This window comes from Alicycliphilus denitrificans K601 (assembly GCF_000204645.1).
GTDB classification, from domain to species: domain Bacteria; phylum Pseudomonadota; class Gammaproteobacteria; order Burkholderiales; family Burkholderiaceae_C; genus Alicycliphilus; species Alicycliphilus denitrificans.
In genome coordinates this window covers 1,376,651-1,402,751 of the sequence record NC_015422.1, presented here as the reverse complement: position 1 = coordinate 1,402,751, position 26,101 = coordinate 1,376,651, and the positions used below count along the sequence as shown (strand labels likewise).

The 26,101-nt window shown below is 66.8% G+C and carries 25 protein-coding genes; 14 read left to right on the top strand and 11 right to left on the bottom strand.

What is annotated here, in order from left to right; genetic code table 11:
- Nucleotides 1-41 precede the first annotated feature (41 nt).
- Nucleotides 42-1,517, bottom strand: a complete 1,476-nt coding sequence (locus ALIDE2_RS06670; RefSeq protein WP_013721654.1) for a methyl-accepting chemotaxis protein — start codon at nt 1,515-1,517, stop codon at nt 42-44.
- A 350-nt stretch (nt 1,518-1,867) separates the two neighbouring features.
- Between ALIDE2_RS06670 and ALIDE2_RS06665 the strand changes: the two genes are divergently transcribed.
- Together ALIDE2_RS06665 and ALIDE2_RS06660 are read left to right on the top strand one after the other, a co-directional pair.
- Nucleotides 1,868-3,355, top strand: coding sequence for a nucleobase:cation symporter-2 family protein (locus ALIDE2_RS06665; RefSeq protein ID WP_013519916.1), 1,488 nt, complete (start codon nt 1,868-1,870; stop codon nt 3,353-3,355).
- 137 nt (nt 3,356-3,492) lie between these two features.
- On the top strand, nt 3,493-5,802 hold the full coding sequence (locus ALIDE2_RS06660; protein WP_013519917.1) for an NADP-dependent malic enzyme: 2,310 nt from the start codon (nt 3,493-3,495) through the stop codon (nt 5,800-5,802).
- Between the two features lie 69 nt (nt 5,803-5,871).
- On the opposite strand, the gene ALIDE2_RS06655 is transcribed toward ALIDE2_RS06660, so the two are convergent.
- The 3 genes from ALIDE2_RS06655 to ALIDE2_RS06645 are packed head-to-tail and all read right to left on the bottom strand — an operon-like array spanning nt 5,872 to nt 7,706.
- Complete coding sequence (locus ALIDE2_RS06655) at nt 5,872-6,447, bottom strand: YceI family protein (RefSeq protein WP_013519918.1); 576 nt, start codon at nt 6,445-6,447, stop codon at nt 5,872-5,874.
- A gap of 54 nt (nt 6,448-6,501) precedes the next feature.
- Nucleotides 6,502-7,122: a YceI family protein gene (locus ALIDE2_RS06650; RefSeq protein WP_013519919.1), complete on the bottom strand. Its 621-nt coding sequence runs from the start codon at nt 7,120-7,122 to the stop codon at nt 6,502-6,504.
- On the bottom strand, nt 7,119-7,706 hold the full coding sequence (locus ALIDE2_RS06645) for a cytochrome b (protein ID WP_013519920.1): 588 nt from the start codon (nt 7,704-7,706) through the stop codon (nt 7,119-7,121). The genes ALIDE2_RS06650 and ALIDE2_RS06645 overlap by 4 nt, the downstream gene beginning before the upstream one ends.
- Before the next feature lie 257 nt (nt 7,707-7,963).
- Between ALIDE2_RS06645 and ALIDE2_RS06640 the strand changes: the two genes are divergently transcribed.
- The 3 genes from ALIDE2_RS06640 to ALIDE2_RS06630 all read left to right on the top strand — a co-directional run bounded on the left by ALIDE2_RS06640 (nt 7,964) and on the right by ALIDE2_RS06630 (nt 11,215).
- Complete coding sequence (locus tag ALIDE2_RS06640; RefSeq protein ID WP_013519921.1) at nt 7,964-8,653, top strand: DUF3334 family protein; 690 nt, start codon at nt 7,964-7,966, stop codon at nt 8,651-8,653.
- Between the two features lie 177 nt (nt 8,654-8,830).
- Nucleotides 8,831-9,319, top strand: a complete 489-nt coding sequence (locus tag ALIDE2_RS06635; protein WP_013519922.1) for a peroxiredoxin — start codon at nt 8,831-8,833, stop codon at nt 9,317-9,319.
- A gap of 156 nt (nt 9,320-9,475) precedes the next feature.
- On the top strand, nt 9,476-11,215 hold the full coding sequence (locus tag ALIDE2_RS06630; RefSeq protein ID WP_013519923.1) for a PhoH family protein: 1,740 nt from the start codon (nt 9,476-9,478) through the stop codon (nt 11,213-11,215).
- Nucleotides 11,216-11,286: 71 nt separating this feature from the next.
- On the opposite strand, the gene amaB is transcribed toward ALIDE2_RS06630, so the two are convergent.
- From amaB to rpsF, 6 genes are all read right to left on the bottom strand, one after another.
- Complete coding sequence (gene amaB / locus ALIDE2_RS06625; RefSeq protein ID WP_013519924.1) at nt 11,287-12,819, bottom strand: L-piperidine-6-carboxylate dehydrogenase; 1,533 nt, start codon at nt 12,817-12,819, stop codon at nt 11,287-11,289.
- 70 nt (nt 12,820-12,889) lie between these two features.
- Entirely contained in the window at nt 12,890-14,305 is a 1,416-nt protein-coding gene (gene dnaB / locus ALIDE2_RS06620) for a replicative DNA helicase (protein WP_041700731.1), read from the bottom strand.
- 184 nt (nt 14,306-14,489) lie between these two features.
- The gene (rplI, locus tag ALIDE2_RS06615; RefSeq protein WP_013519926.1) at nt 14,490-14,942 is read right to left on the bottom strand and encodes a 50S ribosomal protein L9; all 453 of its coding nucleotides are present in this window, start codon (nt 14,940-14,942) and stop codon (nt 14,490-14,492) included.
- Nucleotides 14,943-14,956: 14 nt separating this feature from the next.
- Nucleotides 14,957-15,238 (bottom strand): 30S ribosomal protein S18, encoded by a 282-nt coding sequence (rpsR, locus tag ALIDE2_RS06610; protein ID WP_011794373.1) that lies wholly within the window; start codon nt 15,236-15,238, stop codon nt 14,957-14,959.
- Nucleotides 15,239-15,256: 18 nt separating this feature from the next.
- Nucleotides 15,257-15,547 carry a primosomal replication protein N gene (gene priB, locus ALIDE2_RS06605; RefSeq protein WP_013519927.1) on the bottom strand — a complete coding sequence of 97 codons (291 nt, stop codon included), beginning with the start codon at nt 15,545-15,547 and terminating at the stop codon, nt 15,257-15,259.
- Nucleotides 15,548-15,569: 22 nt separating this feature from the next.
- On the bottom strand, nt 15,570-15,944 hold the full coding sequence (gene rpsF / locus ALIDE2_RS06600; RefSeq protein WP_013519928.1) for a 30S ribosomal protein S6: 375 nt from the start codon (nt 15,942-15,944) through the stop codon (nt 15,570-15,572).
- A gap of 43 nt (nt 15,945-15,987) precedes the next feature.
- Between rpsF and grpE the strand changes: the two genes are divergently transcribed.
- The 4 genes from grpE to ALIDE2_RS06580 all read left to right on the top strand — a co-directional run bounded on the left by grpE (nt 15,988) and on the right by ALIDE2_RS06580 (nt 20,867).
- The gene (gene grpE, locus ALIDE2_RS06595; RefSeq protein WP_420796268.1) at nt 15,988-16,722 is read left to right on the top strand and encodes a nucleotide exchange factor GrpE; all 735 of its coding nucleotides are present in this window, start codon (nt 15,988-15,990) and stop codon (nt 16,720-16,722) included.
- 92 nt (nt 16,723-16,814) lie between these two features.
- Nucleotides 16,815-18,758, top strand: coding sequence for a molecular chaperone DnaK (dnaK, locus tag ALIDE2_RS06590; protein WP_013519930.1), 1,944 nt, complete (start codon nt 16,815-16,817; stop codon nt 18,756-18,758).
- Nucleotides 18,759-18,853: 95 nt separating this feature from the next.
- Nucleotides 18,854-19,987 carry a molecular chaperone DnaJ gene (gene dnaJ / locus ALIDE2_RS06585; protein WP_013519931.1) on the top strand — a complete coding sequence of 378 codons (1,134 nt, stop codon included), beginning with the start codon at nt 18,854-18,856 and terminating at the stop codon, nt 19,985-19,987.
- Between the two features lie 214 nt (nt 19,988-20,201).
- Nucleotides 20,202-20,867 (top strand): PEP-CTERM sorting domain-containing protein, encoded by a 666-nt coding sequence (locus tag ALIDE2_RS06580; protein ID WP_013721653.1) that lies wholly within the window; start codon nt 20,202-20,204, stop codon nt 20,865-20,867.
- A 73-nt stretch (nt 20,868-20,940) separates the two neighbouring features.
- Here the strand turns inward: ALIDE2_RS06580 and ALIDE2_RS06575 are convergent, their stop codons facing one another.
- Nucleotides 20,941-22,311, bottom strand: a complete 1,371-nt coding sequence (locus ALIDE2_RS06575) for a tryptophanase (RefSeq protein ID WP_013721652.1) — start codon at nt 22,309-22,311, stop codon at nt 20,941-20,943.
- Nucleotides 22,312-22,509: 198 nt separating this feature from the next.
- Here ALIDE2_RS06575 and ubiU point away from each other — a divergent pair, with 198 nt between their 5' ends.
- From ubiU to ALIDE2_RS06550, 5 genes are read left to right on the top strand one after another with little or no spacing between them, the layout of a single operon-like run.
- On the top strand, nt 22,510-23,631 hold the full coding sequence (gene ubiU, locus ALIDE2_RS06570; protein WP_013519934.1) for a ubiquinone anaerobic biosynthesis protein UbiU: 1,122 nt from the start codon (nt 22,510-22,512) through the stop codon (nt 23,629-23,631).
- A gap of 23 nt (nt 23,632-23,654) precedes the next feature.
- Complete coding sequence (locus ALIDE2_RS06565) at nt 23,655-24,560, top strand: U32 family peptidase (RefSeq protein WP_174764562.1); 906 nt, start codon at nt 23,655-23,657, stop codon at nt 24,558-24,560.
- A gap of 19 nt (nt 24,561-24,579) precedes the next feature.
- Nucleotides 24,580-25,098, top strand: a complete 519-nt coding sequence (gene ubiT, locus ALIDE2_RS06560; RefSeq protein ID WP_013519936.1) for a ubiquinone anaerobic biosynthesis accessory factor UbiT — start codon at nt 24,580-24,582, stop codon at nt 25,096-25,098.
- Complete coding sequence (locus ALIDE2_RS06555) at nt 25,095-25,502, top strand: putative zinc-binding protein (protein WP_013519937.1); 408 nt, start codon at nt 25,095-25,097, stop codon at nt 25,500-25,502. Before ubiT ends, ALIDE2_RS06555 begins: the two co-directional genes overlap by 4 nt.
- Nucleotides 25,499-26,083, top strand: a complete 585-nt coding sequence (locus ALIDE2_RS06550; protein ID WP_013519938.1) for a UbiX family flavin prenyltransferase — start codon at nt 25,499-25,501, stop codon at nt 26,081-26,083. The genes ALIDE2_RS06555 and ALIDE2_RS06550 overlap by 4 nt, the downstream gene beginning before the upstream one ends.
- Nucleotides 26,084-26,101 lie beyond the last annotated feature (18 nt).

Below are 26,101 nucleotides of genomic sequence, written 5' to 3'. Positions count from 1 at the left end.
CGATGGCCAGCACGCCGGTGGCCGCCTGCCGCCGTCTGGCGTCAGAAGGACTCCCATTCGGCATCGCTGGTCTCCTGCCCGCCGCGGCCCGGTTCGGGCAGCCTGGCCGGTGTGGCGCGCGGCGCCAGGGGGCGGGCCTGCGCCTTGACGGCCGCGGGCAAGGGCCTGGCCACTGCGGGCCGTGGCTGCGCGGCGGGCTGCACCTGCGCTTGCGCCACCGCATCGCTGCCCAGCTTGAAGACGCTCACGGCCTGCTGCTGCAGGGCATCGGCCGCCGCGGCGCTTTGCTCGACTAGGGCCGCGTTCTGCTGCGTGGCGCGGTCCAGATGGGTGACGACGCCGCCCACCTGCGCGATGCCCTCGGTCTGCTCGACCGTGGCGTTGCTGATCTGCGCGATCAACTCGGCGACGTGCTGCGCCTGGGTCACGATGTCGGTCATGGTGGCGCCTGCGTCGCCCACCAAGCGCGAGCCCTCCTCTACCTTGGAGACGCTGCTGCCGATCAACGCCTTGATTTCCCGGGCCGCCTCGGCACTGCGCTGCGCCAGGCTGCGCACCTCGCCGGCTACGACGGCGAAGCCCCGGCCCTGCTCGCCGGCGCGCGCGGCCTCCACGGCCGCGTTGAGCGCCAGGATGTTGGTCTGGAACGCGATGCCGTCGATCACGCCGATGATGTCCACGATCCTGTTCGAGCTGGCGGTGATCTCGTGCATCGTGCTCACCACCTGGCCGACCACGGCGCCGCCCTCGTGCGCGGCCTCGCTGGCGGAAGCGGCCAGCTGCGTGGCCTGGCGCGCTGAGTCGGCGTTGTTCTTGACCGAGGCGGTCATCTGCTCCATCGACGCCGCCGCCTGCTGCAGGTTGGAGGCCTGTTCCTCGGTGCGCTGCAGCAGCCCGGCATTGCCGCCCGCGATTTCCTGCGAGCCCGTGATCACGGCGTTGGACGCCTGGCGCACCTTGCCGACCACCGCGGCCAGGCTGGCCTGCACGGTCAGGAAGCTGCCCGCCTGCTCCAGCGCGGTGCGGTTCTCGGCCTGGATGCGGGCCTCCTCGAAGTCGATGAGCCGGTTGATCGCCGCGAGCCACTGCACGTACTGGGGCTTGGCCTGCTGCCACAGCGTCTCGCGCGCGGCGGCATCGCCTGCCTCGGCCTGGGCGACGATGGCGCGGGTGGTGGCGACGGCCTGGGCCTCGATGTCGCGGATGTCGGCGTACAGCCGGGCCATCTCGGGCTCGGCACCCGGCCGCGCGACGAACTTTTCCAGCGGACCGGCGGATGCCGCGTAGAAGGCGGCCAGGGATTCGATGGTGGCGATCTCCTTTTGCCGCTCGGCGCTCGTGCTGCCGAGCACCACGTCGCGCACGGCAATGGAGCGGTCATGCGCCGAGCCTCGGAAGTTGATGGCGTAGCGCTGCACCTGCACGTGTTCTTCGCTGTTGGCGCGCAACGCGCCGTTGATGCGCTCGACCTTGACCATCGCGATGCCGGTGACAACGACCAGCAGCGCCAGGATCAATCCAAACCCGGCATACAGGCGTGCAACGACTGTGATTCGGGAAACGGCATAAAGGCTTTTTTATTGTAATAAATTGCGAAATTAATTATATAAATGAAAATTTAAATGGCGAAAGTTAATTTTTATTACATCTAAGGAGGCGGACTATGGGGCACGCCTCGTCCCAGGACCAGGACAGCCGCACGGAGTCTTCCGCCCGGCAACCAGGGATCACCCCTATGGTTGTGGCACGGTTTGTTTGTATACACTTTTTGTATGGATTACGGTGTGCAAGCACTTGCTGTGCACTGGTTCGGGCCGCTGCGGTGGCGGCCTGCCGGTCGCGCAGAAACATGACCCGAGGAAGACCCATGTCCACGAACGTCCACCCTGTCGATGAAATGCTGCCCATGGGGCGGCTGACCGCCCTGGGACTGCAGCACGTGCTGGTGATGTACGCCGGCGCCGTGGCGGTGCCGCTGATCGTCGGCCGTGCGCTCAACCTCACGCCCGACCAGGTCACCAAGCTGATCTCGGCCGACCTGTTCTGCTGCGGCCTGGTCACGCTGATCCAGGCGCTGGGCGCCACGCAGTGGTTCGGCATCAGGCTGCCGGTGATGATGGGCGTGACCTTCGCCGCCGTCGCGCCCATGGTGTCGATGGCGCAGGCCACCTCGGGCCAGGCGGGGGCGGGGCTGATCTTCGGCGCGGTGATAGGCGCGGGCGTGATATCGATCCTGATAGCGCCGCTGGTCAGCCGCATGCTGCGCTTCTTCCCGCCGGTGGTCACGGGCACCATCATCGCGGTGATCGGCATCAGCCTGATGCGCGTGGGCATCAACTGGATCTTCGGCAACCCCGTGGGGCCGACGGCGCCGAGCGTCGTCAACCCCGAGTACACCAAGTGGCTCAGCGAGGCACAGGCCATGGCCGGCGCGCCGGGCAGCTCGCTGCCGCCCGTGCCCCACGGCCTGAAGCTCATGCCCACGGTGCCCAACCCCAAGTACGCCGATCTTTCGGGCGTGGGCATCTCGGCCCTGGTGCTGGTGTCCATCCTGCTGATCGCCCGCTTCGCCAAGGGCTTCATCGCCAACATCTCGGTGCTGCTGGGCATCGTCATCGGCGCCGTCGTGGCCGCGGCCATGGGCCTGATGACCTTCGAGAAGGTGGGCAAAGCACCCTGGCTCGACATCGTGCTGCCGATGGAGATCGCCACGCCGATCTTCGACCCCATCCTGATCCTGACGATGACGCTGGTGATGATCGTGGTGATGATCGAATCGACCGGCATGTTCCTGGCGCTCGGCGAGATGACCGACCGCCACATCAGCCCGGAAGACCTCAAGCGCGGCCTGCGCACCGACGGCCTGGGCACGCTCATCGGCGGCATCTTCAACACCTTCCCCTACACCAGCTTCTCGCAGAACGTGGGCCTGGTGGCCGTCACGGGCGTCAAGAGCCGCTTCGTCTGCGTGGCCGGCGGCGTGATCCTGATCGTGCTGGGCGTGCTGCCCAAGATGGGCGCGCTGGTCGAGTCGCTGCCCACCGTGGTGCTGGGCGGCGCGGGCCTGGTGATGTTCGGCATGGTGGCCGCCACGGGCATCCGCATCCTGAGCGCGGTGGACTTCAAGACCAACCGCTCCAACGCGATGATCGTCGCCGTCTCCATCGGCGTCGGCATGATCCCGCTGGTGGCGCCGCAGTTCCGCCAGTGGATGCCGCATGCCATCCACCCGCTGATCGAATCGGGCATCCTGCTGTCCTCGATCGCCGCCGTGCTGCTCAACGTGTTCTTCAACGGCGCCAACGGCGACACCTCAGCCGCCGTGGAGGCGGCTCGCCAGGCGGAAGCGCATTGATGCCCGGCCGCTGAGAAGCCCTCGCCCGAACCCGCGCACGCATGCAGGTTCGGGCTTTTTTGCGTTGCGCCACCACTATGATGCTAGGCGTCAGTTGCCTGTAAGCCCTGTATATCTCTCTCTGTTGGAATCCCGTCATGACCTCGCCCCTGTCTGCCGCCGAACAAGCCCTGCGCGAAGCCGCACTCGAATACCACCGCAGCCCCACCAAGGGCAAGGTCTCGGTCGCCCCGACCAAGCCGCTCTCCAACCAGCGCGACCTGTCCCTCGCCTACTCGCCCGGCGTGGCCTATCCCTGCCTGGACATCCAGGCCGACCCCACCAAGGCATTCGACTACACCTCGCGCGGCAACCTGGTGGGCGTGATCACCAACGGCACGGCGGTGCTGGGCCTGGGCGACATCGGGCCGCTCGCGGGCAAGCCGGTGATGGAGGGCAAGGGGTGCCTGTTCAAGAAGTTCGCGGGCGTGGACGTGTTCGACATCGAGCTGGACGCGCGCGACCCCGACAAGATCATCGAGATCGTCGCGTCGCTCGAACCCACGCTGGGCGGCATCAACCTTGAGGACATCAAGGCGCCCGAGTGCTTCTACATCGAGCGCGAATTGTCCAAGCGCATGAACATCCCGGTGTTCCACGACGATCAGCACGGCACGGCCATCATTTCGAGCGCCGCGCTGCTCAACGGCCTGGAGCTCGTGGGCAAGCAGATCGACAAGGTGAAGGTGGCCGTCTCCGGCGCCGGCGCCGCGGCCATCGCCTGTGTGGACGTGATGGTCGGCCTGGGCGTGAAGCGCGAGCACATCTTCATGGTGGACTCCAAGGGCGTGATCTACGAGGGCCGCCCCGGCGGCATGGACGAATCCAAGGCCCGCTACGCGCAGAAGACCGATGCGCGCACGCTGGCCGACGTGGTCCATGGGGCCGACGTATTCCTGGGCTGCTCGGCCCCCGGCGTGCTCACGGCCGAGATGGTCAAGACCATGGCGGACAAGCCCATCATCCTGGCGCTGGCCAACCCCGAGCCCGAGATCCGCCCCGAGCTCGCCAAGGCCGTGCGCCCGGACTGCATCATCGCCACGGGCCGCTCGGACTATCCCAACCAGGTGAACAACGTCCTGTGCTTCCCCTACATCTTCCGCGGCGCGCTGGACTGCGGGGCCACCAAGATCACCGAGGCCATGAAGCTCGCCTGCGTGCGCCAGATCGCCGCGCTCGCCAAGGAGAACATCAGCGAGGAAGTGGCCGCCGCCTACGCCGGCAAGGAACTCGCCTTCGGCCCCGACTACCTGATCCCCACTCCGTTCGACTCCCGCCTGATCCTCAAGATCGCACCGGCGGTGGCGCAGGCGGCGGCGGAATCGGGCGTCGCCACGCGCCCGGTCGCCGACCTGGAGGTCTACAGGAACAGCCTGACGCGCTTCGTGTACCAGACCGGCATGCTGATGCGCCCCGTCATCAACGCGGCCAAGGCCCAGCCCGATGCGCACAAGCGCGTGGCCTACGCCGACGGCGAGGACGAGCGCGCGCTGCGCGCGGCGCAGATCGCCATCGACGACCGCATCGCGCGCCCCATCCTCATCGGCCGCCCCGCCGTGATCGCAGCGCGCATCGCCAAGGCCGGCCTGCGCATGCAGCCGGGCAAGGACGTGGAGATCTGCGACCCCTCGGACGATCCGCGCTTCCGCCAGTACTGGGAGGCCTACCACCAGCTCATGAAACGCAACGGCGCCACGCCCGAGATGGCCAAGGCCGCCGTGCGCCGGTCCAACACCATCATCGCCGCGCTCATGGTCCGGCTCGGCGACGCGGACGCGATGATCTGCGGCCTGGTGGGAACGTACGAGACGCACCTGGAGCGCATCCACAACATCCTGGGCCACGCCGCGGATGCGAAACAGTACGCCGCCCTGAACGCCGTGATGACCCCCCACAACGGCACGTTGTTCATCGCCGACACCTACGTCAACGAAGACCCGACGGCCGAAGAGCTTGCCGACATCGCCTGGGCCGCCGTGCAGGAGGTGCAGCGCTTCGGCCTGCCGCCCAAGGTGGCGTTCCTGTCGCACTCGAGCTTCGGCTCGTCCAAGCGCAGCTCGGCCCGCAAGATGCGCGCCGCGCGCGACCTGTTCGTGGCGCGCCACCCCGACATCGAATGCGACGGCGAGCTGCACGGCGACGCGGCCCTGGAGCCCCGGATCCGCGCCAACTATCTGCAGGACTCCACGCTCACCGGCGCGGCCAACCTGCTGATCTGCCCGAACCTCGACTCGGCCAACATCCTCTACAACGTGCTCAAGACCACGACCAGCGGCGGCGTGACCGTGGGCCCCATCCTCATGGGCACCGCCGCCACGGCCTACATCCTCACGCCCGCATCCACCGTGCGCCGCGTGCTGAACATGACGGCCCTGGCCGTGGTGAGCAGCGCCACGCGCCGGCAGTAACCGCAAAAGCACGAAGGGCCGGCGCCACATCAGGCGCCGGCCCTTCCGTGCGTCCAGGCCGCGCGGAAATTACTGCTTGATGGCCTCGATCTGCGCCACTATGCGCACGTTCTTCGGGAAGCCGTACTGCACGCCATAGTCCACGCCGAAGGCGGTGCGGTCGATGGTCGCCTCGAAGTCGCCGCCGCACACCTCGCGCTTGAGCATAGGGCTGTCGTAGCAGGCGAACTGGTTGGCCTTGAAAGTCACGGGCTGGGTCTTGCCCTTGATGGTCAGGTTGCCGGACACGGCCGTCACCTTGTCGCCCTCGAACGTGAACTTGTCACCAACGAAACGCGCGGTGGGGAACTGCGCAACGTCGAAGATCTCCGCGCTCTTCAGGTGCTTATCGAACGGCAGCGTACCCGTGGTGAGGGAGTCGATCTGCAGCGTGAGCTCCACCTTGCCGGCCTTGCCCGCCTTGTCGAACTGCACCACGCCTTCCTTCTTGTCGAAACGGCCGCGGTTCACGCTGGCGCCAAAGTGGCTGATTTCAAACGTGGCGAAGGTGTGCGTGGGATCCACTGCATAGGTTGCAGGCTCGGCGTGCACGGCGCCTGCGGACAGGGCTGCGGCTGCGGCAAGGGCCAGAAGGGTCGAACGCATGGGCTTGTACTCCGTGAGGGCTGATGAAAAGGGTGATGGGTAAAGGGGGCGTGGTCAGAGCTTGGGCACGCCGGCAAAGGCCAACTTGAACTTGACCTGCACGTCGTCGGCCACCATGGACGTGTCAGCCCATTCGTTCTCGCCGATCTTGAAGGCCAGCCGCTTGATGACGAAGCTGCCGGCGGCGGTCGTCGTGGCTCCGCTTTGCGTGAGCGTGACGGGCACCACCACGTCCTGCGACGCACCCTTGATGCTGAGCTTGCCCGCCACCTCGTACTTGCCCGCGCCCACGGCCTTGATGGCGCTGGACTGGAAGGTGGCCTGCGGGAACTTGGGCACGTTGAACCACACGGCCTTGGGCAGTTCGGCGTCGGTCTCGCGCACGCCCAGCGTGGCGCTGCCGGTATCCACCGTGAACGCCACCTTGCTCGTGGCCAGCTTGGCCGGGTCGAACGCCACCTGGGCGTCGAACTTCTTGAACTTCCCCTCCACGGGCACGCCCATCTGCTTGCTCACGAAGGCGATCTCGCTCTGCTCGGACACGAGCCGCTGCTGCGCAAGGGCGGGGCCGCCCGCAAGGGCGGCGGCAGTGGCCAGCACCAGGCCGGCGCGTCGGGTCAAGGTCGATACTGTCACGGTGGAATGCTCCGTTCTGTAATGGCGAAAACAGGTCATGCGCGCTCCGCTGCGCACCGGCCCCAGCCGGGCAGCATGCGGGCCATCAGGCCGTCGCGGTCGATGAATTGATGCTTGACCACCGCCGCCACGTGCAGCGCCACCAGGGCGGCCAGCGCATAGGCCGTCAGCGCATGCCAGGGCTTGAGGGCATCGGCCAGCGCGGGGCTGGGGGACACGAAGTCGGGCAGCGGAACCAGGCCCAGGAACACGATGGGGAACCCCGCCGCCGAGCTGTAGGCCCAGCCCACCAGCGGCACGATGAAGAACAGCGCGTACAGCAGATGGTGCACGCCATGGTGCGCTAGCCGTTGCCAGCGCGGCATGGAGGACTGGACGTCGGCAGGCAGCGGCGGCGGCCGCCGGATGAGGCGCGCCACAAGGCGCAGCACGGACAGGGCCAGGATGGCCACGCCGGCCCATTTGTGCCAGTTGTAGAGCTTCAGCCGCTGCGGCGAGAACGGCAGGCCCGCCATGTACCAGCCCATGCAGAGCATGGCAACAATGGCCAGCCCCAGCACCCAGTGCAGCGCAATGGCGGTGGCGCCGTAGCGTGCGGCAGGTCGCGTGATGACAGAACTCATGAAGTGCAGGTGTTAAAAAAGCCACTCCCAGCGCACAGAGCCGCCGGGATGACAAGAGGGGTATCCGTGATTCCTGCAGTCTAGAGTCGGCAGCATGCGTGAAGTTTCAACCGGTTTGACGTTTTTATTCAAAGTTTATGAACGCACGAATATGAATATTTCACGTCGCCGGGCCTCGCCCCTTCGCCCTCGCCCGGCTGTCGTGCCATGATCGGCCTTTCGCGGCACCGTCCGTCCGCTCCTTTTTCAGCAGCTCCATGACCCCTTCGAACACCCCTGTCGTCTACGGTACCGAAGACGTGCTGATCTCCCTGTGCAACTCCGTGACGCGCGTACTGTCGATCGCCACGCAGGGGCCGGTGCATTACTCCGGCATGGTCCAGCGCATCACGAAGACCTGCCTCAAGCCCGACATCGGCTGCTTCGTGCTGTTCGACGGCGGCTTCTCGGGCCTGGTCATCATCAATTTCTCGGCCGCCGCAGCCATGGAAATCTATGAGCGCTACATGCTGAGCATGGGCATGTCCGAGAGCGATCTGGCGGGCTCCTTCACGGCCGACGAGGTCGGCAACGTCATGGGCGAGCTCATGAACCAGGTGGTAGGCGACTTCACCGGCAAGGTGCGGCGCGAGCTGCAGACCCACATCACGCAGAACCAGCCCAAGATGCTCGTGATCAACCAGCAGGTGGTGCTGAGCGTGGACGCCAACCTGGACCAGCCCGAGGCGCGCCGGGTTTCCTTCTACACCGCCAGCAACAACATCTTCTACCTCGAACTGGCGATCGACCGCACGCAGTTCGTCAAACTCTGCGACTTCGAACCCCAGGACGCGCCCGACCCCGATGCCCTGATGGCCGAGGCAGCGGCAGCACCAGCCGCAGCGGCACCCGCCCCTTCCGCGACGGACGACGACACTCAGGCGCTGCTCAAGTCCCTCGGCATGTAGTCCCGCCCGCCCCGCAGGGCCGCCGCGCGCCGCAAGCCCGCGGTGGGAATGGCCATGCGGTGCGAGTACAGATGATTCAAGGTAAAATAGCCTGTTGCGGTCGGGGGCACCTGCCAAGAGTCCACCTACCTACTCCCCCGGCTTTTCATCGACTAATTCCTGAGAGATAGAAGTGCCATGGCGATCGTTGTCAACAAGCCCCTTCCCGAATTTGAAGCCAACGCGACCGGAGGAATCAAGGTCTCCAACGTTTCGCACCAGGGCCAAATTCTGATCCTGTACTTCTACCCGAAGGACAACACTCCGGGCTGCACCACCGAGGCCATGCAGTTCCGTGACAAGTTCAAGGACTTCGAGAAGGCCGGCGCCGTGGTTTTCGGCGTGTCGCGCGACAACATGAAGTCTCACGACGACTTCAAGGAAAAGCTGGAGCTGCCCTTCGAGCTCATCGCCGACACCGAAGAGAAGATGTGCCACATGTTCGGCGTGGTCAAGAACAAGATCATGTACGGCAAGAAGGTCAAGGGCATCGAGCGCAGCACCTTCCTCGTCAACCCCGAAGGCATTCTGGTGCAGGAGTGGCGCGGACTGAAGGTGCCGGGCCACGTGGACGAGGTGCTTAAGGCCGTCAAGACCATCAAGGCCCCCGTCAAGAAGGCTGCCTGAACGCCACTGCCCCGCTCCGTGCCGCCGCATGGAGCATGCATAATGGGCCGATGCTGCTGAAAAACGCAACGCACTCCTCTCCAACCAAAGCCGCCTCGGTCTCCAGGCGGCTTTGTGCTTTTTGAACCTCCCTCCTCCAGCGAGACCTTTCGCACCATGCCCCTGCCCCCCGCCCCGACCAAGCGCGCCGCCCTACTCAAGCCCGAGGCGTACCTCCTGACGGCCCCCCAGGAGGAAGCGCAAGAATCCGCCGCAGCCGAGACGGCGCCCCCGCCGCGCAAGCGCGCCAAGGCCAGGGCCGGCGGCGTGACGACCGCCGCGCCCGCTGCCGCCAAGGCGGCCGAGGTGCCCGGCCTGCCCGCCAAGGCCGCAGCAGCCACGCAGGCCCGCGGCCAGCCGGCGCAGGACAGGCCCGCGCATGACGCGGCCCCTGCCGGGGCGAGCAACGTCACTCCCATCCGCACCGCGGCGGCCGTCGCCCCGCGCAAGCGCCGCGCCACGGGCCCGAAGAAGATGTTCGTGCTCGACACGAACGTGCTGCTGCACGACCCGACGAGCCTGTTCCGCTTCGAGGAGCACGACATCTTCCTGCCGATGATCGTGCTGGAGGAGCTCGACGCCCACAAGAAGGGCATGACCGAAGTCGCCCGCAACGGCCGCCAGGCCAGCCGCACGCTGGATGCGCTGGCCGCGGCCCATGGCGCCGACGACATGGCGCACGGCCTCAGGCTCGATGCCACGGGCCAGCGCGCCGCCACGGGCAGCCTGTTCTTCCAGACGGCGCCGCTGTCCTACCAGTTGCCCTCCAGCCTGCCCCAGGGCAAGGCGGACAACCAGATCCTGGGCGTAGTGGAGGCCCTGCGCAAGCTGCACGCGCCGCGCGAGGTGGTGCTGGTGTCCAAGGACATCAACATGCGCGTGAAGGCCCGCGCCCTGGGCCTGGTCGCCGAGGACTACCAGAACGACAAGGCCCTGGAGGACGGCGACCTGCTGTACACCGGCAGCCTAGCCCTGCCCCCGGACTTCTGGACCAAGGCCGGCCGGAACGTAGAGAGCTGGCAGAGCGGCGCGCACATGTACTACCGCATCGGCGGCCCGGTGGTGTCGCAGCTCATGATCAACCAGTTCGTGTACTTCGAGGCGCCGGGCGAGCCCAGCCTGTACGCGCGCGTGACCGAGATCCGCGACAAGACGGCTGTGCTGGAGACGCTCAAGGACTACGGCTCGGCCAAGAACGCCGTCTGGGGCGTGAACACGCGCAACCGCGAGCAGAACTTCGCCATGAACCTGCTCATGGACCCCGACGTGGACTTCGTCACGCTGACCGGCACGGCGGGCACGGGCAAAACGCTGATGGCGCTGGCCTCGGGCCTGACCCAGGTGCTGGACGAGCGCCGCTACACCGAGATCATCATGACCCGCGCCACGGTGAGCGTGGGCGAGGACATCGGTTTCCTGCCAGGCACCGAAGAGGAGAAGATGGGCCCCTGGATGGGCGCGCTCGACGACAACCTCGAATTCCTGGCCAAGGGCGACGGCGGCAACGCCGGCGAATGGGGGCGAGCCGCCACCAACGAGCTGATCCGCAGCCGCATCAAGATCAAGAGCATGAACTTCATGCGCGGGCGCACCTTCCTGAACAAGTATGTGATCATCGACGAGGCGCAGAACCTGACCCCGAAGCAGATGAAGACGCTGATCACGCGCGCCGGCCCGGGCACCAAGATCATCTGCATGGGCAACCTAGCCCAGATCGACACGCCCTACCTGACCGAGGGCAGCTCCGGCCTGACCTACGCCGTGGACCGCTTCAAGGGCTGGCCCCACAGCGGCCACATCCTGCTCGCGCGCGGCGAACGCTCGCGCCTGGCGGACTTCGCCAGCGAGGTGCTCTGATAACGATAGCTTGCAGCGCTTGATCTGCGGGCGATAGAACAGGGTTCTGGCACTAGAACCCGGTTTCAGCCTCAAACGTCGAAACGCACGCCCTGCGCAAGCGGCAGCGCGCCGCTGTAGTTGATGGTGTTGGTGGCGCGGCGCATGTAGCCCTTCCAGGCATCCGAGCCGGATTCGCGCCCGCCGCCGGTCTCCTTCTCGCCGCCGAAGGCGCCCCCGATCTCGGCGCCCGAGGTGCCGATGTTCACGTTGGCGATGCCGCAGTCGCTGCCCGCGGCCGACATGAAGCGCTCGGCGTCGCCAAGGCTGGCGGTGAAGATGGCCGACGACAGGCCCTGCGGCACCGCGTTCTGCAGCGCGATCGCCTCATCGGTACCGCCGCCGTAGCGCACCACGTAGAGGATGGGCGCGAAGGTCTCCCGCTCCATCACCGCGGACTGCCGCGGCATGTGCACCAGCGCCGGGCGCACGTACCATGCGTGCGCGCCGAGGTCCTCGCGCACGCGCTCGCCGCCCAGCACCTGCCCGCCCTCGGCGCGGGCCTGCTCCAGCGCCCGCTGCATGGCGTCGAACGCCGCGCGGTCGATCAGCGGCCCGACCAGCGTGCCCGCCTGCAGCGGGTCGCCGACCGCGATGCTCCGGTAGATCCGCTCCAGCCGCGCGAGCAGCGCATCGGCCACCGATGCGTGCACGATCAGGCGCCGCAGCGTGGTGCAGCGCTGGCCCGCCGTGCCCACCGCCGCGAAGGTGATGGCGCGCGCGGCCAGCTCCAGGTCGGCCGTGGGCGTGACGATCATGGCATTGTTGCCGCCCAGCTCCAGGATGGCGCGGCCCAGGCGCTCGGCCACCTTCACGGCCACCTGCCGGCCCATGCGCACCGAGCCGGTGGCGCTGAGCACCGCCACCCGCGTGCTGGCCGCGAGCACCGCGCCCACGTCGCGCCCACCGATCAGCAGCTGGCTCAGGCCCTCGGGCACGGTGCCCGGCCTTTCCTGCTCGAACTCCGCGATGGCCCGCTGCAGCAGGTGCTGGCAGGCGATCGCCGCGAGCGGCGTCTTCTCCGACGGCTTCCAGACGATGGCGTTGCCACAGACCAGGGCCAGCGCGGCGTTCCACGACCACACCGCCACCGGGAAGTTGAAGGCCGAGATGATGCCGACCACGCCCATGGGGTGCCAAGTTTCCATCATGCGATGGCCGGGCCGTTCGCTGGCGATCGTCAGGCCATGGAGCTGGCGCGACAGGCCGACGGCAAAGTCGCAGATGTCGATCATCTCCTGCACCTCGCCCTGCCCTTCGGAGGCGATCTTGCCCGCCTCCAGCGACACCAGCTCGCCCAAGGCCGCCTTGTGCCGGCGCAGCAGCCCGCCCAGGCGGCGCACCAGTTCACCGCGCACCGGTGCGGGCACGCTTCGCCAATCCAGATAGGCGCGGTGGGCGCATTCAACCACGGCTTGCGCCTGCTCCGGGGTGTGCGACGCCAAGCTGGCCAGCACCACGCCGTCGCGCGGCGCGCGGATGGTCAGGTCTGTGCCCTCATGGGCCCGCAGATCCAGGTCCAGTGCCTGCAGGACCTGCTGCAGGCATGTGTGGGAGTCCGTCATTGCACACCTCCATCAAAAATAGCCTCTAACGCTTATGCAGCAAGCGCTGGGAGCTATCAAATCCGAAGAATCAGTAATCGTCGCCCGCGCCCATGGCCAGGTTCTCGAAGCGCGTCTGGTTCTTCTGGAAGAACAGCTTCACCGTGCCCGTGGGGCCGTTGCGCTGCTTGCCGATGATGACCTCGGCGATGTTGGGCTCCTTGCTGTCCTTGTTGTAGTAGTCGTCGCGGTAGATGAACATGATGATGTCCGCGTCCTGCTCGATGGCGCCCGATTCGCGCAGGTCGCTCATCATGGGGCGCTTGTCGGTGCGCTGCTCCACCGAGCGGTTGAGCTGCGAGAGCGCGATCACCGGGCATTGCAGTTCCTTGGCCAGCATCTTCAGGCCCCGCGAGATCTCGCCGAGCTCGGTCGCGCGGTTGTCGGAGCTGCTGGAGCCCGAGCCGCTCATGAGCTGCAGGTAGTCCACCACGATCAGCCCCAGCTTGCCGCACTGGCGCGCCAGGCGCCGCGCGTTGGCGCGCAGCTCGGACGGCGTGAGGCCGGGCGTCTCGTCGATGTGCAGGCTCACGGTGCGCAGGCGCTCGATGGCCTCGGTCAGGCGCGGCCACTCCTCGTCGGAGAGCTTGCCGGTGCGCAGGTTGCCCTGGTTCACGCGGCCGATCGAGCCCACGATACGCACCGCGAGCTGCGCCGCGCCCATTTCCATCGAGAAGATGGCCACGGGCAGGCCCTCGTTGAGCGCAACATGCTCGGCGATGTTCACCGCGAACGAGGTCTTGCCCATCGACGGGCGCGCGGCCAGCACCACGAGGTCGCCCGCCTGCAGGCCGCTGGTCATGCGGTCCAGGTCCATGAAGCCCGTGGGCACGCCGGTCACGTCCATGGGGTTGTCGGCCATCTCCTGCACGCGGTCGAGCAGGTCGATCACCAGCGAGTCGAGCGACTGGAAGCCCTGCTTCATGCGCGAGCCCTCTTCGCCGATGGCGAAGATCTTCTGCTCGGCCTCGTCGAGGATGCGCTCGACCGGCCTGCCCTGGGGGTTGAATGCGTTGGTGGCGATCTCGTCGCTGGCCGTGACGAGCTTTCGCAGGATGGCGCGCTCGCGCACGATCTCGGCGTAGCGGCGGATGTTGCTGGCGCTGGGCACGTACTGCGCCAGGCTGTTGAGGTAGGCCAGGCCGCCGGTTTCCTCGGCCTTGCCCAGGCCCTGCAGGTGCTCGTACACCGTGATCACGTCGGCGGGCTTGCTGGCGTTGATCAGCGCGCCAATGGCCGAATAGATCTGCTGGTGCTCGTGGCGGTAGAAGTCGCCGTCCACCAGCAGGTCGCCCACGCGGTCCCAGGCCATGTTGTCCAACAGCAAGCCGCCAAGCACGCTAGACTCGGCCTCGATGGAATGCGGCGGCACGCGCAGCTGGGCGACCTCGCGGTCCGGCGGCGCGGCGGCATAGCCGTCGATCAGATCGGGCAGAACGGCAGACATGGGGGAATGGCTTTCGAGAGAGGGCAAGCGTGGAATGCTAGCGGCCGCGGGGATGCCCGTCATTGCACAACTCTGTGGATAACGGGTGCACAGGCGGTGGGATCCCCGTGCAAAAGGAGGCGGACAAAAAACAAGAGCCGCCCCTGGGGGCGGCTCTCGTCGGCAACGCCTGGGCGCGTGCGCGTCAGGCGGTTTCGCCGTAGACCGACACGGTCACTTCGACGACCACGTCCGTGTGCAGCGCCACCGTGATGGTGTTGTCGCCCACGGTCTTGATCGGGCCGTTGGGCAGGCGGATCTGCGACTTCACCAGGTCGTAGCCTTGCTTGTTCAGCTCTTCGGCGATGTCACCGTTGGTCACGGAGCCGAACAGGCGGCCGTCCACGCCGGCCTTCTGCGTCAGCTTGACGGCGGAGCCGGCCAGCTTCTCGCCTTGCGCCTGGGCAGCGGCCAGCTTCTCGGCGGCGGCCTTCTCCAGTTCGGCGCGGCGGGCTTCGAACTCGGCCTTGGCGGCCTCGGTGGCGCGGCGGGCACGGCCCGAGGGAATCAGGAAGTTGCGGGCGTAACCGTCCTTGACCTTGACGATTTCGCCGAGGCTGCCGAGGTTGACGACCTTGTCGAGCAGGATGACTTGCATGGGAATCGTGCTCCTTAGATCTTGTGCTGGTCGCTGTAGGGCACCAGGGCCAGGAAGCGGGCGCGCTTGATGGCGGTGTTGAGCTGGCGCTGGTAGATGGCGCGCGTGCCGGTCAGGCGCGCGGGGATGATCTTGCCGTTCTCGGCGATGAAGTCACGCAGCGTGTCCACATCCTTGTAGTCGATTTCCTCGACGCCAGCGACGGTGAAGCGGCAGAAGCGCTTGCGCTTGAACAGCAGCGACTGGGTGTTGCGCTTCGGGCGCTTGTCCTTGTTGAATTTCTTGAACGTGGCCATTTTCGAGCCTCTTGAAAGTTAATCTTGTTGAATATCCTGGATGTGAAACACCAGACCCTTGCCGCCCCGCCCCGTGGCCAGAAACCCCCGGAACGTCCAGAGACTTCCCAGCGCCTGCCGGGCCAGCCGCTCGGCCAAACTGCCGAAGGCGACCGCCTTGACGCTGGCCTTGACCTGGCGCTCGGCGCCTGCCTCGTGCTGCAGCGACTCGTGCTCGAGCCGCAAATCCAGCGCCGGCAGGCCGGCAGGCGTGTAGCGCAGGGGCTGAGCCTCAGCGATACAGGCCGTCAGGGCACAGTGGTTGTTCACACCTCCTGGAACGGCCGGTCTATCAGCGCTCGGTGGCGGCGAACTCGGCCTGGCTGGCCTTGCGGGCTTCTTCGCGCTCGACAGTCTTCATCATCGAAGACGGGCCGGTCTCGGCCTTCTTCTTCTGCACGGTCAGGTGGCGCAGCACGGCGTCGTTGAACTTGAAGGCGTGCTCCAGCTCGGCCATCACGGCCTGGTCGGCCTCGATGTTCAGGCACAGGTAGTGGGCCTTGGCGAGCTTGTTGATCAGGTAGGCCAGCTGGCGGCGGCCCCAGTCCTCCACGCGGTGCACCTGGCCACCGCCGGCGGTGATCATGCCCTTGTAGCGCTCCAGCATGGCCGGAACCTGCTCGCTTTGATCCGGATGGATCAACAAAATGATTTCGTAGTGACGCATGCAAACTCCTTTTGGATGACACCACCCGCCGCGTCGTGTAGCAGTGTGGCAAGGCAAAGCCGGGCATTATAACGCTCACGAGCGGAGCTTGTACACTGCGGCCCGGCGCGCCACCGACCCAGATCATGCCGATGGCGGCAAACGGCGGCGCGGGCCGCGTCCTTGCTTGAAATTTCCCGGCCCGTACCCATGTGCCGCGGATAAGCACTCCAGTTCCAATCCAACCGTAGCCGACATGTCCGACACCCAGAACCAGAATCCCGCACCCACCCCCGAAGAGATCGAAGCCGCGCTGGCGGCGAATGCGGCCGACGAGCTGGCCCGCCTGCAGGCCGAGCTCGCCGAGCTCAAGGCCAAGAGCGCCGAGCTGGCCGACCAGTTCCTGCGCGCCAAGGCCGAGGCCGAGAACGCCCGCCGCCGCGCCGAGGAAGAGGTCTCCAAGGCGCGCAAGTTCGGCATCGAGAGCTTTGCCGAGAGCCTGCTGCCCGTGTGCGACAGCCTGGACGCCGCCCTGTCCATCGAGAGCGCAACGGCCGAGCAGCTGCGCGAGGGCTCGGACGCCACGCTGCGCCAGCTGGTCGGTGCGCTGGAGCGCAACAAAGTGGTGGTCATCAACCCGGCCAGCGGCGCCAAGTTCGACCCCCACCAGCACCAAGCAATCAGCATGGTGCCGGCCGATCAGGAGGCCAACACCATCGTCAGCGTGCTGCAGAAGGGCTACCTGATCGCCGACCGGGTGCTGCGCCCGGCCCTGGTGACCGTGGCGGCATCCAAATAAGAAGAGAGAAAAAGCATCGCGCCGCTTGAATACCGGCGGCCCATCCACAAGTTACTGGCTATCCAGACATTTCAGACATCACGGAGAAAAACATGGGAAAAATCATCGGCATCGACCTGGGCACGACCAACAGCTGCGTGGCCATCATGGAAGGCAACACCACGCGCGTGATCGAGAACAGCGAGGGCGCGCGCACCACGCCGTCCATCATTGCCTACCAGGAAGACGGTGAGATCCTCGTCGGCGCCTCCGCCAAGCGCCAGGCCGTCACCAACCCCAAGAACACGATCTACGCCGCCAAGCGCCTGATCGGCCGCAAGTTCGAGGAAAAGGAAGTGCAGAAGGACATCGACCTGATGCCCTTCGAGATCGTCAAGGCCGACAACGGCGACGCCTGGGTGCAGGTGCGCGGCCAGAAGCTCGCGCCCCCGCAGATCAGCGCCGAAGTGCTGCGCAAGATGAAGAAGACCGCCGAGGACTACCTGGGCGAGCCCGTGACCGAGGCCGTGATCACCGTGCCGGCCTACTTCAACGACAGCCAGCGCCAGGCCACCAAGGACGCCGGCCGCATCGCGGGCCTGGACGTCAAGCGCATCATCAACGAGCCCACCGCCGCGGCCCTGGCCTTCGGCCTGGACAAACAGGACAAGGGCGACCGCAAGATCGCCGTCTATGACCTGGGCGGCGGCACGTTCGACGTGTCCATCATCGAGATCGCCGACGTGGACGGCGAGAAGCAGTTCGAGGTGCTGGCGACCAACGGCGACACGTTCCTGGGCGGCGAGGACTTCGACCAGCGCATCATCGACTACATCATCGGCGAGTTCAAGAAGGAACAGGGCGTGGACCTGTCCAAGGACGTTCTGGCCCTGCAGCGCCTGAAGGAAGCCGCCGAGAAGGCCAAGATCGAGCTGTCGAACTCGGCCCAGACCGACATCAACCTGCCCTACATCACGGCCGACGCCTCGGGCCCCAAGCACCTGAACATCAAGCTCACGCGCGCCAAGCTCGAAAGCCTGGTCGATGAACTGATCGAGCGCACCATCGCGCCCTGCCGCACGGCCATCAAGGACGCCGGCATCAGCGTGTCGGACATCAACGACGTGATCCTGGTCGGCGGCATGACGCGCATGCCCAAGGTGCAGGAGAAGGTCAAGGAGTTCTTCGGCAAGGAGCCGCGCAAGGACGTGAACCCCGACGAGGCCGTAGCCGTGGGCGCGGCCATCCAGGGCCAGGTGCTCAGCGGCGACCGCAAGGACGTGCTGCTGCTGGACGTCACCCCCCTGTCCCTGGGCATCGAGACCCTGGGCGGCGTGATGACCAAGATGATCACCAAGAACACCACGATCCCGACGAAGTTCGCGCAGACCTTCTCCACGGCCGAGGACAACCAGCCCGCCGTGACGATCAAGGTGTTCCAGGGCGAGCGCGAGATCGCCAGCGCCAACAAGCTGCTGGGCGAGTTCAACCTGGAGGGCATCCCGCCCGCCTCGCGCGGCACGCCGCAGATCGAGGTGAGCTTCGACATCGACGCCAACGGCATCCTGCACGTGGGCGCCAAGGACAAGGGCACGGGCAAGGAGAACAAGATCACCATCAAGGCCAACTCGGGCCTGTCCGAGGAAGAGATCCAGAAGATGGTGAAGGACGCCGAGCTCAACGCCGCCGACGACAAGAAGAAGCTCGAACTGGTGCAGGCCCGCAACCAGGGCGAGGCCGCCGTGCACACGGTGAGCAAGAGCCTGGCCGAACACGGCGACAAGCTCGACGCCGGCGAGAAGGAGAAGATCGAGGCTGCGGTGAAGGATCTGGAAGCCGCTCTCAAGGGCGAGGACAAGGCCGCCATCGAGGAAAAAACCACGGCCCTGATGGCAGCCAGCCAAAAGCTCGGAGAGAAGATGTACGCCGACGCCCAGGCGGCCCAGCAGGGTGCGGGCGCCGACGCCGCGCAGGCCTCCTCGGCAGGCACCTCCGCTGGCGCCGCGCAGGACGACAACGTGGTGGACGCCGAGGTCAAGGAAGTCAAGAAGGGCTGACCCGCGCCAACGCAGCGCCGCCCGCCCAGCCGCCGCGCCGTGCCCCTGCCGGGGCTCGCGCGGCGTTCCTGCTCCAACCGGTCTGAAGAATCCCCATGTCCAAGAGAGATTTTTACGAGGTCCTCGGCGTTCCCAAGAACGCCTCGGACGACGAGCTCAAGAAAGCCTATCGCAAGCTCGCGATGAAGCACCACCCTGACCGCAACCAGGGTGACGCCGCCAAGCCTGCAGAGGAAAAGTTCAAGGAGGCCAAGGAGGCCTACGAGATCCTGTCCGACCCGCAGAAGCGCGCCGCCTACGACCAGTACGGCCACGCCGGCGTGGACCCCAACATGCGCGGCGGCATGGGCGGTGCCGAGGGCTTCGGCGGCTTCGCCGAGGCCTTCGGGGACATCTTCGGCGACATGTTCGGCGGCGGACGCGGGGGGCGCGGGGGGCGCCAGGTCTATCGCGGCAACGACCTGTCCTACGCCATGGAGATCACGCTGGAGGAGGCTGCAAAGGGCAAGGATGCGCAGATCCGCATCCCGAGCTGGGAATCCTGCGACACCTGCCATGGCAGCGGCGCCAAGCCTGGCACCAGCGCCAAGACCTGCGGCACCTGCAATGGGGCGGGCGCGGTGCAGATGCGCCAGGGCTTCTTCAGCGTGCAGCAGACCTGCCCGCACTGCCGCGGTACGGGCAAGATCATTCCCGAGCCCTGCACCGCCTGCCACGGCCAGGGCAGGATCAAGCGCCAGAAGACGCTGGAGGTGAAGATCCCCGCCGGCATCGACGACGGCATGCGCATCCGCTCCTCCGGCAACGGCGAGCCGGGCACCAACGGCGGCCCGCCGGGCGACCTGTACATAGAGATCCGCGTGCGAAAGCACGACATCTTCGAGCGCGACGGCGACGACCTGCACTGCCAGGTGCCCGTGAGCTTCATCACCGCGGCGCTGGGCGGCGAGATCGAAGTGCCCACGCTCTCGGGCAAGGCGGCCATCGACATCCCCGAGGGCACGCAGGCGGGCAAGCAGTTCCGCCTGCGCGGCAAGGGCATCAAGGGGGTGCGCGCGAGCTACCCCGGCGACCTGTACTGCCACATCGTGGTGGAGACGCCGGTCAAGCTCACCGAGCATCAGCGCAAGCTCCTGCGCGAACTCGACGAGTCGCTGAAGAAAGGCGGGGGCAAGCACTCGCCCTCGACCGAGAGCTGGACCGACAGGCTCAAGAGCTTCTTCAGCTGACGGCCACCCTGCAAGCGCAGAAACGGCACGCATGGCGTGCCGTTTTTCTTGAGGAGTGACCGGCGCCCCTCCCCCAAACTCCGAGGGTAATTTGTCGAGAATTTTTACATCACGTATCAATCGATTGGCACGGCCCATTGATTTTCAAAGCCTTTTTTATTTGGCATGAAAAATGCTTTTTGATACACGCCTGTAATTTCGACCCGATACAACCATGAAAACCATTGCCGCCCTCGTACTCGCCCTGGCCTCGGTTGGCGCCCAGGCCGATGTGGTGATCACCAATACCTTCAACGGCACCGGCATTCAGCCCCTGGGCGAGCCGGACACCACCACCTATGGCGAGGTTTTCACCACGCCCGATGCCATCAACACGGTGCTCGACAGTTTCAGCCTGATCTTGCAGTCCCTGAATGCGAGCACAAGCCAGCTGTACGCCGGCGTGGCCACCTGGGTCAATGGCGGTGCGGGCACGTCGCTGTTCACCTCTTCCGTTTTCAGTGGCAATTTCACGGACTGGACCGAGGTCGTCATCGGCACCGGCGGCCTCTCGCTCACGCCCGGCCAGCAATACGTGGCCTTCTTCAGCGCCTCGGGCCTGTTCGATGGCTCCAACGCCCTGGTGCAAGTGGGCCTGAGCGACGATGCCAACACCCTTGGCATGTCCTGGGACAACGCCAACGGCGGCAGCCCGCTGCATCCCAACTGGAATGGTTGCCAGGCATGCTCCTACCAACTGGCCGGAACCATGGAATTCAGCAACCCGGGCAATCAGGTGCCCGAGCCAGGCAGCATGGCACTGCTGGGTCTGGGGCTGCTCGGCGCCGCCGCAGCCCGGCGCCGCAGTCCGGCGAAGGCGCGCGTGCCCGAGCAGGTCTGACCCCCAGGCAGCGGCGGGGGCCTTCCCGCATCCGCTGCCGATATAGCGAGACAACGCAAGGCGCAAAGAGCCCTCACACCCACGCGCACTCGCAGGTGAAGTGGCGCAGAAACCGGGGCTGCCTGGTGATCCTCACGCCGCGGATGCCCGCGGCCTTGGCCTTGACCTCGGCGATCACCTCGGCCGCGTAGTCGAAGTGGCTTTGTGTGTACATGCGGCGCGGGAAGGCCAGGCGCACCAGCTCCATGCTGTGGTAGGTCTCGGTTCCGTCCTCCAGGCGCTTGCCGAACATCACCGAGCCGATCTCCACGCCGCGGATGCCGCCCTCCAGGTAGAGCGCGTTGCACAGCGCCCAGGCCGGGTAGTGCTGCACGGGCATGTCGGGCAGCACGGTGCGCGCGTCGATGTAGACGGCATGGCCCCCGGTGGGCTTGACAAAGCCGACCCCGGCCGCCTCCAGGCGCTCGCCCAAATATTCGGCGGTACGCAGGCGGTAGCGCAGGTAGTCCTCCTGCAGCCCTTCCTCCAGCCCCACGGCCAGCGCCTCCAGGTCGCGTCCGGCCATGCCGCCGTAGGTGGGAAAGCCTTCCATCATGATCAGGTCGTTCCTCACCTCGTCCAGCCATTCGTCGCTGCGCAGGACGATGAAGCCGCCGATGTTGACCATGCCGTCCTTCTTGGCGCTCATGGTCGCGCCGTCGGCGTAGGAGAACATCTCGCGGGCGATCTCGCGCACGGGGGTGTTCTCGTAGCCGCGCTCGCGCATCTTGATGAACATGGCGTTCTCGGCGAAGCGGCACACGTCCATGATGAAGGGCTTGCCGTATTGCTTCAGCAAGGCGCTGTAGGCACGGATGTTGGCCATGGACACGGGCTGGCCGCCGCCCGTGTTGTTGGTCATCGTGAGCATGCCGAAGGGAATGCGGCCGCCTTCCTTCTTCAGCAGTGCCTCGGCGCGGTCCAGGTCGATGTTGCCCTTGAACGGGTGGATCGTCGCGGGCTGCAACCCCTCGGCGATGACCACGTCCACGGCCTCCACGCCCATGTATTCGAGGTTGCCGCGCGTGGTGTCGAAGTGGCAGTTGTTGGGCACCAGGTCGCCCTTCCTGCACACCGCCGTGAACAGCACCTTCTCGGCCGCGCGGCCCTGGTGCGTGGGCACGAAGTGCGCCATGCCGGTGATGTCCTGGATCACCTTTTCGAGACGGAAGAAGCTGCGCGCGCCGGCGTAGCTCTCGTCGCCCTCCATGATGGCGCCCCACTGGCGCGCGGACATGGCGCCCGTGCCCGAGTCGGTGAGCCAGTCGATGAGCACGTCCTCGGCGCGCAGTTTGAAGATGTTGAGATGGGCCTCTTCGAGCAGGCGTTCGCGCTCAGCGCGCGTGGTCATGCGTATGGGTTCGACGCTCTTGATGCGAAACGGCTCGATGAGGGTCTTGGGCATGGTCTGTCGCTCCTGGGATGTATGGTGGATGCGCGAAGGTAGTCCCGCCCCAAAAACCATGGTGTCGGTCTTTTCCAACACCGGTGGAAAAAACCGCCGCGACCGCGGCATGCACCCATGCCCATTTCCAATGGGATACATCGGAAATACACCGCCTGCCCTTGACAAAAATCAGCTTGTGGTCTTTTGCATCGTCCTATGGTGTGCGGCCTGCGGGGAAACGCCCGCACCAGAACAGCACCGGAACCCGCCGTGAACGCCCTTGCCAGCCCCTCCTCAGCCAGCACCATCGATACGGCCGCCAGCGCCGCCCCTGCCGCCCCCGAACTGGTCTGCCCCGCCGGCAGCCTGCCCGCGCTCAAGGCGGCCATCGACGGCGGCGCCGACTGCGTCTACCTGGGCCTGCGCGACGCGACCAACGCGCGCAATTTCGCCGGCCTGAACTTCGACGAGGCCGCCATTCAGAACGGCATCGCCTATGCCCACGACCGCGGCCGCAAGGTGCTGATGGCGCTCAACACCTACCCGCAGGCGACCAACCCCGCGCCCTGGCGCTCCGCGCTCGACCGGGCCAGCGCCTGGGGCGTGGACGCCATCATCCTGGCCGACCCGGGCCTGATGCGCTACGCCAGCGAGCGGCACCCCAACCTGCGCCTGCACCTGTCGGTGCAGGGCTCGGCCACCAACCACGACGCCATCAACCTGTACCACGCGCAGTTCAACATCCAGCGCGCCGTGCTGCCGCGCGTGCTGTCGCTGGAGCAGGTGCGCCAGCTGGTCAACCGCACCAGCGTGGAGATCGAGGTCTTCGGCTTCGGTAGCCTGTGCGTGATGGTGGAGGGGCGCTGCGCGCTCTCGTCCTACGCCACGGGCGAATCGCCCAACACGCACGGCGTGTGCTCGCCGGCCAAGTTCGTGCGCTGGCAGGAAACACCCCAGGGGTTGGAGTCGCGCCTGAACGGCGTGCTCATCGACCGCTACGGCCAGGGCGAAAACGCCGGCTACCCGACACTGTGCAAGGGGCGCTTCGACGTGGGCGACGAGAGCAACTACTACGCGCTGGAGGAGCCCACCAGCCTGAACACGCTGGAGCTGCTGCCCCAGCTGGTCAAGATGGGCGTGCGCGCCTTCAAGATCGAGGGCCGCCAGAGGAGCCCCGCCTACGTGGCCCAGGTCACCAAGGTCTGGCGCGAGGCCATAGACCACTGCATGGCGCAGGGCCACCTGTATGCGCCCAAAACCGCCTGGATGGCCAGCCTGGACCAAGTGGCCGAAGGCCAGCAGCACACGCTGGGCGCCTACCACCGCCCCTGGAAGTGATGGACATGATGGATAAGCCGATGATGAAGCTGGCCCTGGGCCCCCTGCAGTACTACTGGCCGCGCGAGACGGTTTTCGAGTTCTACCAGGCTATTGGCCAGACCCCGGTGGACATCGTCTACCTGGGCGAGGCCGTGTGCTCGCGCCGCCACGAACTGCGCCAGAGCGACTGGATGGACATCGCGCGCATGCTGCAGGGTGCCGGCAAGGAGGCCGTCATGTCCACCATGGTGCTGCTGGAATCGACCAGCGACGTGGCCGACATGCACAAGATCGCGCGCGACGAGGAGTTCCCCGTCGAGGCCAACGACATGGGCGCCGTGCACAACCTGGCGGGCAAGCGGCCCTTCGTCGCCGGCCCGCAGCTCAACATCTTCAACGCCGACACCCTGGCCTGGATGGCCAGCCTGGGCGCGCGCCGCTGGGTCATGCCGCTGGAGATGCGCCAGAGCGACCTGGCCGTGCTGCTCAAGGACAAGCCCGCCGGCCTGGAAACGGAAGTGTTCGCCTATGGCCGCATGCCGCTGGCGTTCTCGGCGCGCTGCTTCACGGCGCGCCACTACAACCTGCCCAAGGACGACTGCGGCTTCCGCTGCATCGAGCACCCGGACGGCCAGCTGCTGCAGACGCGCGAGAAGGAGCCCTTCCTGGTCATCAACGGCATCCAGACCCAGTCGGCGCGCGTGCACAATCTGGTGCTGGACATACCCGCGCTGCGCGCGGCCGGGGCAGACATACTGCGCCTGTCCCCGCAGTCGCAGCACATGGACAAGATCATCGCCGCCTTCGACGCCGCGCGCCGCGCCGAGCGGCCGGACCCCGCCACGCTCGCCAACATGCGCCCCTTCATGCCCGAGGCGTCCTGCAACGGCTACTGGCACGGCAAGCCGGGCCTGGACCTGATCACGCCGGCGCCGGCCATCGCCTGAACCACGAGGAACACACGCCATGAACGCGACCCCACCCGCCCCCTTCACCCTGCCGCGCCCCGTGGGCGCCGTGCTCGCGCGCCTGCCGGCCTACCCGGGCTCCATGCTCCTGGTGGCGGCCATCAACTTCGCGCTGGCCAGGCAGCTCCCGCAGGACGTCAAGGACATCCTGCAGGGCAAACGCCTGGCCATCCGCGTGCGCGACGCGCGCCTGGGTTTCGACTTCAGTTGGAACGGCCAGCGCTTCGCACCCAGCGCGCCGCAGGCCAACCCCGACCTGGCCATCAGCGCCAACGCGCAGGACTTCCTGCTGCTGGCGCAGCGCCGCCAGGACCCGGACACGCTGTTCTTCAACCGCCGCCTGGTCATGGAGGGCGACACCGAGCTGGGCCTGGTGGTGAAGAATGCACTCGACGCGCTGGAGCTGCCCGTGCTCGCCCCCAGCCACTGGAGCCCGCGCGCAGTCCTGGAGCGCAAGGCGCCGCACCTGCTGCGCCAGCTGCCGCCCCTGCCCGCCTTCCTGAAGCCCCGGCCATGAGCGCATCTGCCACCGACCCAGCCCCTGAAGAAGACCAGCCCCTGGTCTACTCCTGCTCCGGCTGCTCCAGCGCCGCGCAGCTGGCCAACCACATCGCCGTGCAGATGGACCGGCGCGGCATGGCCGAGATGTCGTGCATCGCCGGGGTCGGCGGCGACGTGCCCAAGCTGGTCAGGCTCGCCAGGAGCGGCCGCCCCATCATCGCGCTCGACGGCTGTCCCCTGGTGTGCGTCAGGAGCAGCCTGGCGCGCCACCGCATCGCCCCCGCGCGCCATTACCAGCTGCATGAATACGGCGTGAAGAAACGCAACCACCAGGATTTCGACGCCGCCCAGGCGGCCGAGGTGCTGGGCCGCATCGAGGCCGACCTGCGCGACCACCCCTTGCGCGGGGGCCGCGCATGAGCACCCCGAAACGCATCATCGTCGGCATCTCCGGCGCCAGCGGCGCCGTCTATGGCGCGCGCCTGCTGCAGGCGCTGCAGGGCATGGAGGGCGTGGAGTCGCACCTGGTCGTGTCGCACGCGGGCTGGCTCAACCTGCGCCACGAGCTGGACATGGAGCGCGCCGAGGTCGAGGCCCTCGCCGACCACGTGCACGATCTGGCCGACGTGGGCGCCAGCATCGCCAGCGGCTCCTTCGCCGCGCACGGCATGGTGGTGGCGCCCTGCTCCATGCGCACGCTGGCGGCCATCGCCCATGGCCTGGCCGACAACCTGCTGACCCGCGCCGCCGACGTGGTGCTCAAGGAGCGCCGCCGCCTGGTGCTGCTCACGCGCGAATCGCCCCTGCACCTGGTGCACCTGCGCAACATGGCCACCGTGACCGAGCTGGGTGCGATCTGCTGCCCGCCCATGCCCGCCTTCTACCAGCGCCCCACCACCATCGGCGAGATCGTGGACCACAGCGTGGCCCGCGCGCTGGACCTGCTGGGCCTGGACAACGACCTGGCGCCGCGCTGGCAGGGTTTGCCCAAGAACTCCTGATTTAATAGCTGCAATCGC

What these genes read in the sequence shown, in the direction of transcription:
- ALIDE2_RS06665 (WP_013519916.1), top strand. Translation starts at nt 1,868, where the DNA reads ATGTCCACGAACGTCCACCCTGTCGATGAAATGCTGCCCATGGGGCGG.
- ALIDE2_RS06660 (WP_013519917.1), top strand. Translation starts at nt 3,493, where the DNA reads ATGACCTCGCCCCTGTCTGCCGCCGAACAAGCCCTGCGCGAAGCCGCA.
- ALIDE2_RS06655 (WP_013519918.1), bottom strand. Translation starts at nt 6,447, where the DNA reads ATGCGTTCGACCCTTCTGGCCCTTGCCGCAGCCGCAGCCCTGTCCGCA.
- ALIDE2_RS06650 (WP_013519919.1), bottom strand. Translation starts at nt 7,122, where the DNA reads ATGACCTGTTTTCGCCATTACAGAACGGAGCATTCCACCGTGACAGTA.
- ALIDE2_RS06645 (WP_013519920.1), bottom strand. Translation starts at nt 7,706, where the DNA reads ATGAGTTCTGTCATCACGCGACCTGCCGCACGCTACGGCGCCACCGCC.
- ALIDE2_RS06640 (WP_013519921.1), top strand. Translation starts at nt 7,964, where the DNA reads ATGACCCCTTCGAACACCCCTGTCGTCTACGGTACCGAAGACGTGCTG.
- ALIDE2_RS06635 (WP_013519922.1), top strand. Translation starts at nt 8,831, where the DNA reads ATGGCGATCGTTGTCAACAAGCCCCTTCCCGAATTTGAAGCCAACGCG.
- ALIDE2_RS06630 (WP_013519923.1), top strand. Translation starts at nt 9,476, where the DNA reads ATGCCCCTGCCCCCCGCCCCGACCAAGCGCGCCGCCCTACTCAAGCCC.
- amaB (WP_013519924.1), bottom strand. Translation starts at nt 12,819, where the DNA reads ATGACGGACTCCCACACATGCCTGCAGCAGGTCCTGCAGGCACTGGAC.
- dnaB (WP_041700731.1), bottom strand. Translation starts at nt 14,305, where the DNA reads ATGTCTGCCGTTCTGCCCGATCTGATCGACGGCTATGCCGCCGCGCCG.
- rplI (WP_013519926.1), bottom strand. Translation starts at nt 14,942, where the DNA reads ATGCAAGTCATCCTGCTCGACAAGGTCGTCAACCTCGGCAGCCTCGGC.
- rpsR (WP_011794373.1), bottom strand. Translation starts at nt 15,238, where the DNA reads ATGGCCACGTTCAAGAAATTCAACAAGGACAAGCGCCCGAAGCGCAAC.
- rpsF (WP_013519928.1), bottom strand. Translation starts at nt 15,944, where the DNA reads ATGCGTCACTACGAAATCATTTTGTTGATCCATCCGGATCAAAGCGAG.
- dnaK (WP_013519930.1), top strand. Translation starts at nt 16,815, where the DNA reads ATGGGAAAAATCATCGGCATCGACCTGGGCACGACCAACAGCTGCGTG.
- dnaJ (WP_013519931.1), top strand. Translation starts at nt 18,854, where the DNA reads ATGTCCAAGAGAGATTTTTACGAGGTCCTCGGCGTTCCCAAGAACGCC.
- ALIDE2_RS06580 (WP_013721653.1), top strand. Translation starts at nt 20,202, where the DNA reads ATGAAAACCATTGCCGCCCTCGTACTCGCCCTGGCCTCGGTTGGCGCC.
- ALIDE2_RS06575 (WP_013721652.1), bottom strand. Translation starts at nt 22,311, where the DNA reads ATGCCCAAGACCCTCATCGAGCCGTTTCGCATCAAGAGCGTCGAACCC.
- ubiU (WP_013519934.1), top strand. Translation starts at nt 22,510, where the DNA reads ATGGTGTGCGGCCTGCGGGGAAACGCCCGCACCAGAACAGCACCGGAA.
- ALIDE2_RS06565 (WP_174764562.1), top strand. Translation starts at nt 23,655, where the DNA reads ATGAAGCTGGCCCTGGGCCCCCTGCAGTACTACTGGCCGCGCGAGACG.
- ubiT (WP_013519936.1), top strand. Translation starts at nt 24,580, where the DNA reads ATGAACGCGACCCCACCCGCCCCCTTCACCCTGCCGCGCCCCGTGGGC.
- ALIDE2_RS06555 (WP_013519937.1), top strand. Translation starts at nt 25,095, where the DNA reads ATGAGCGCATCTGCCACCGACCCAGCCCCTGAAGAAGACCAGCCCCTG.
- ALIDE2_RS06550 (WP_013519938.1), top strand. Translation starts at nt 25,499, where the DNA reads ATGAGCACCCCGAAACGCATCATCGTCGGCATCTCCGGCGCCAGCGGC.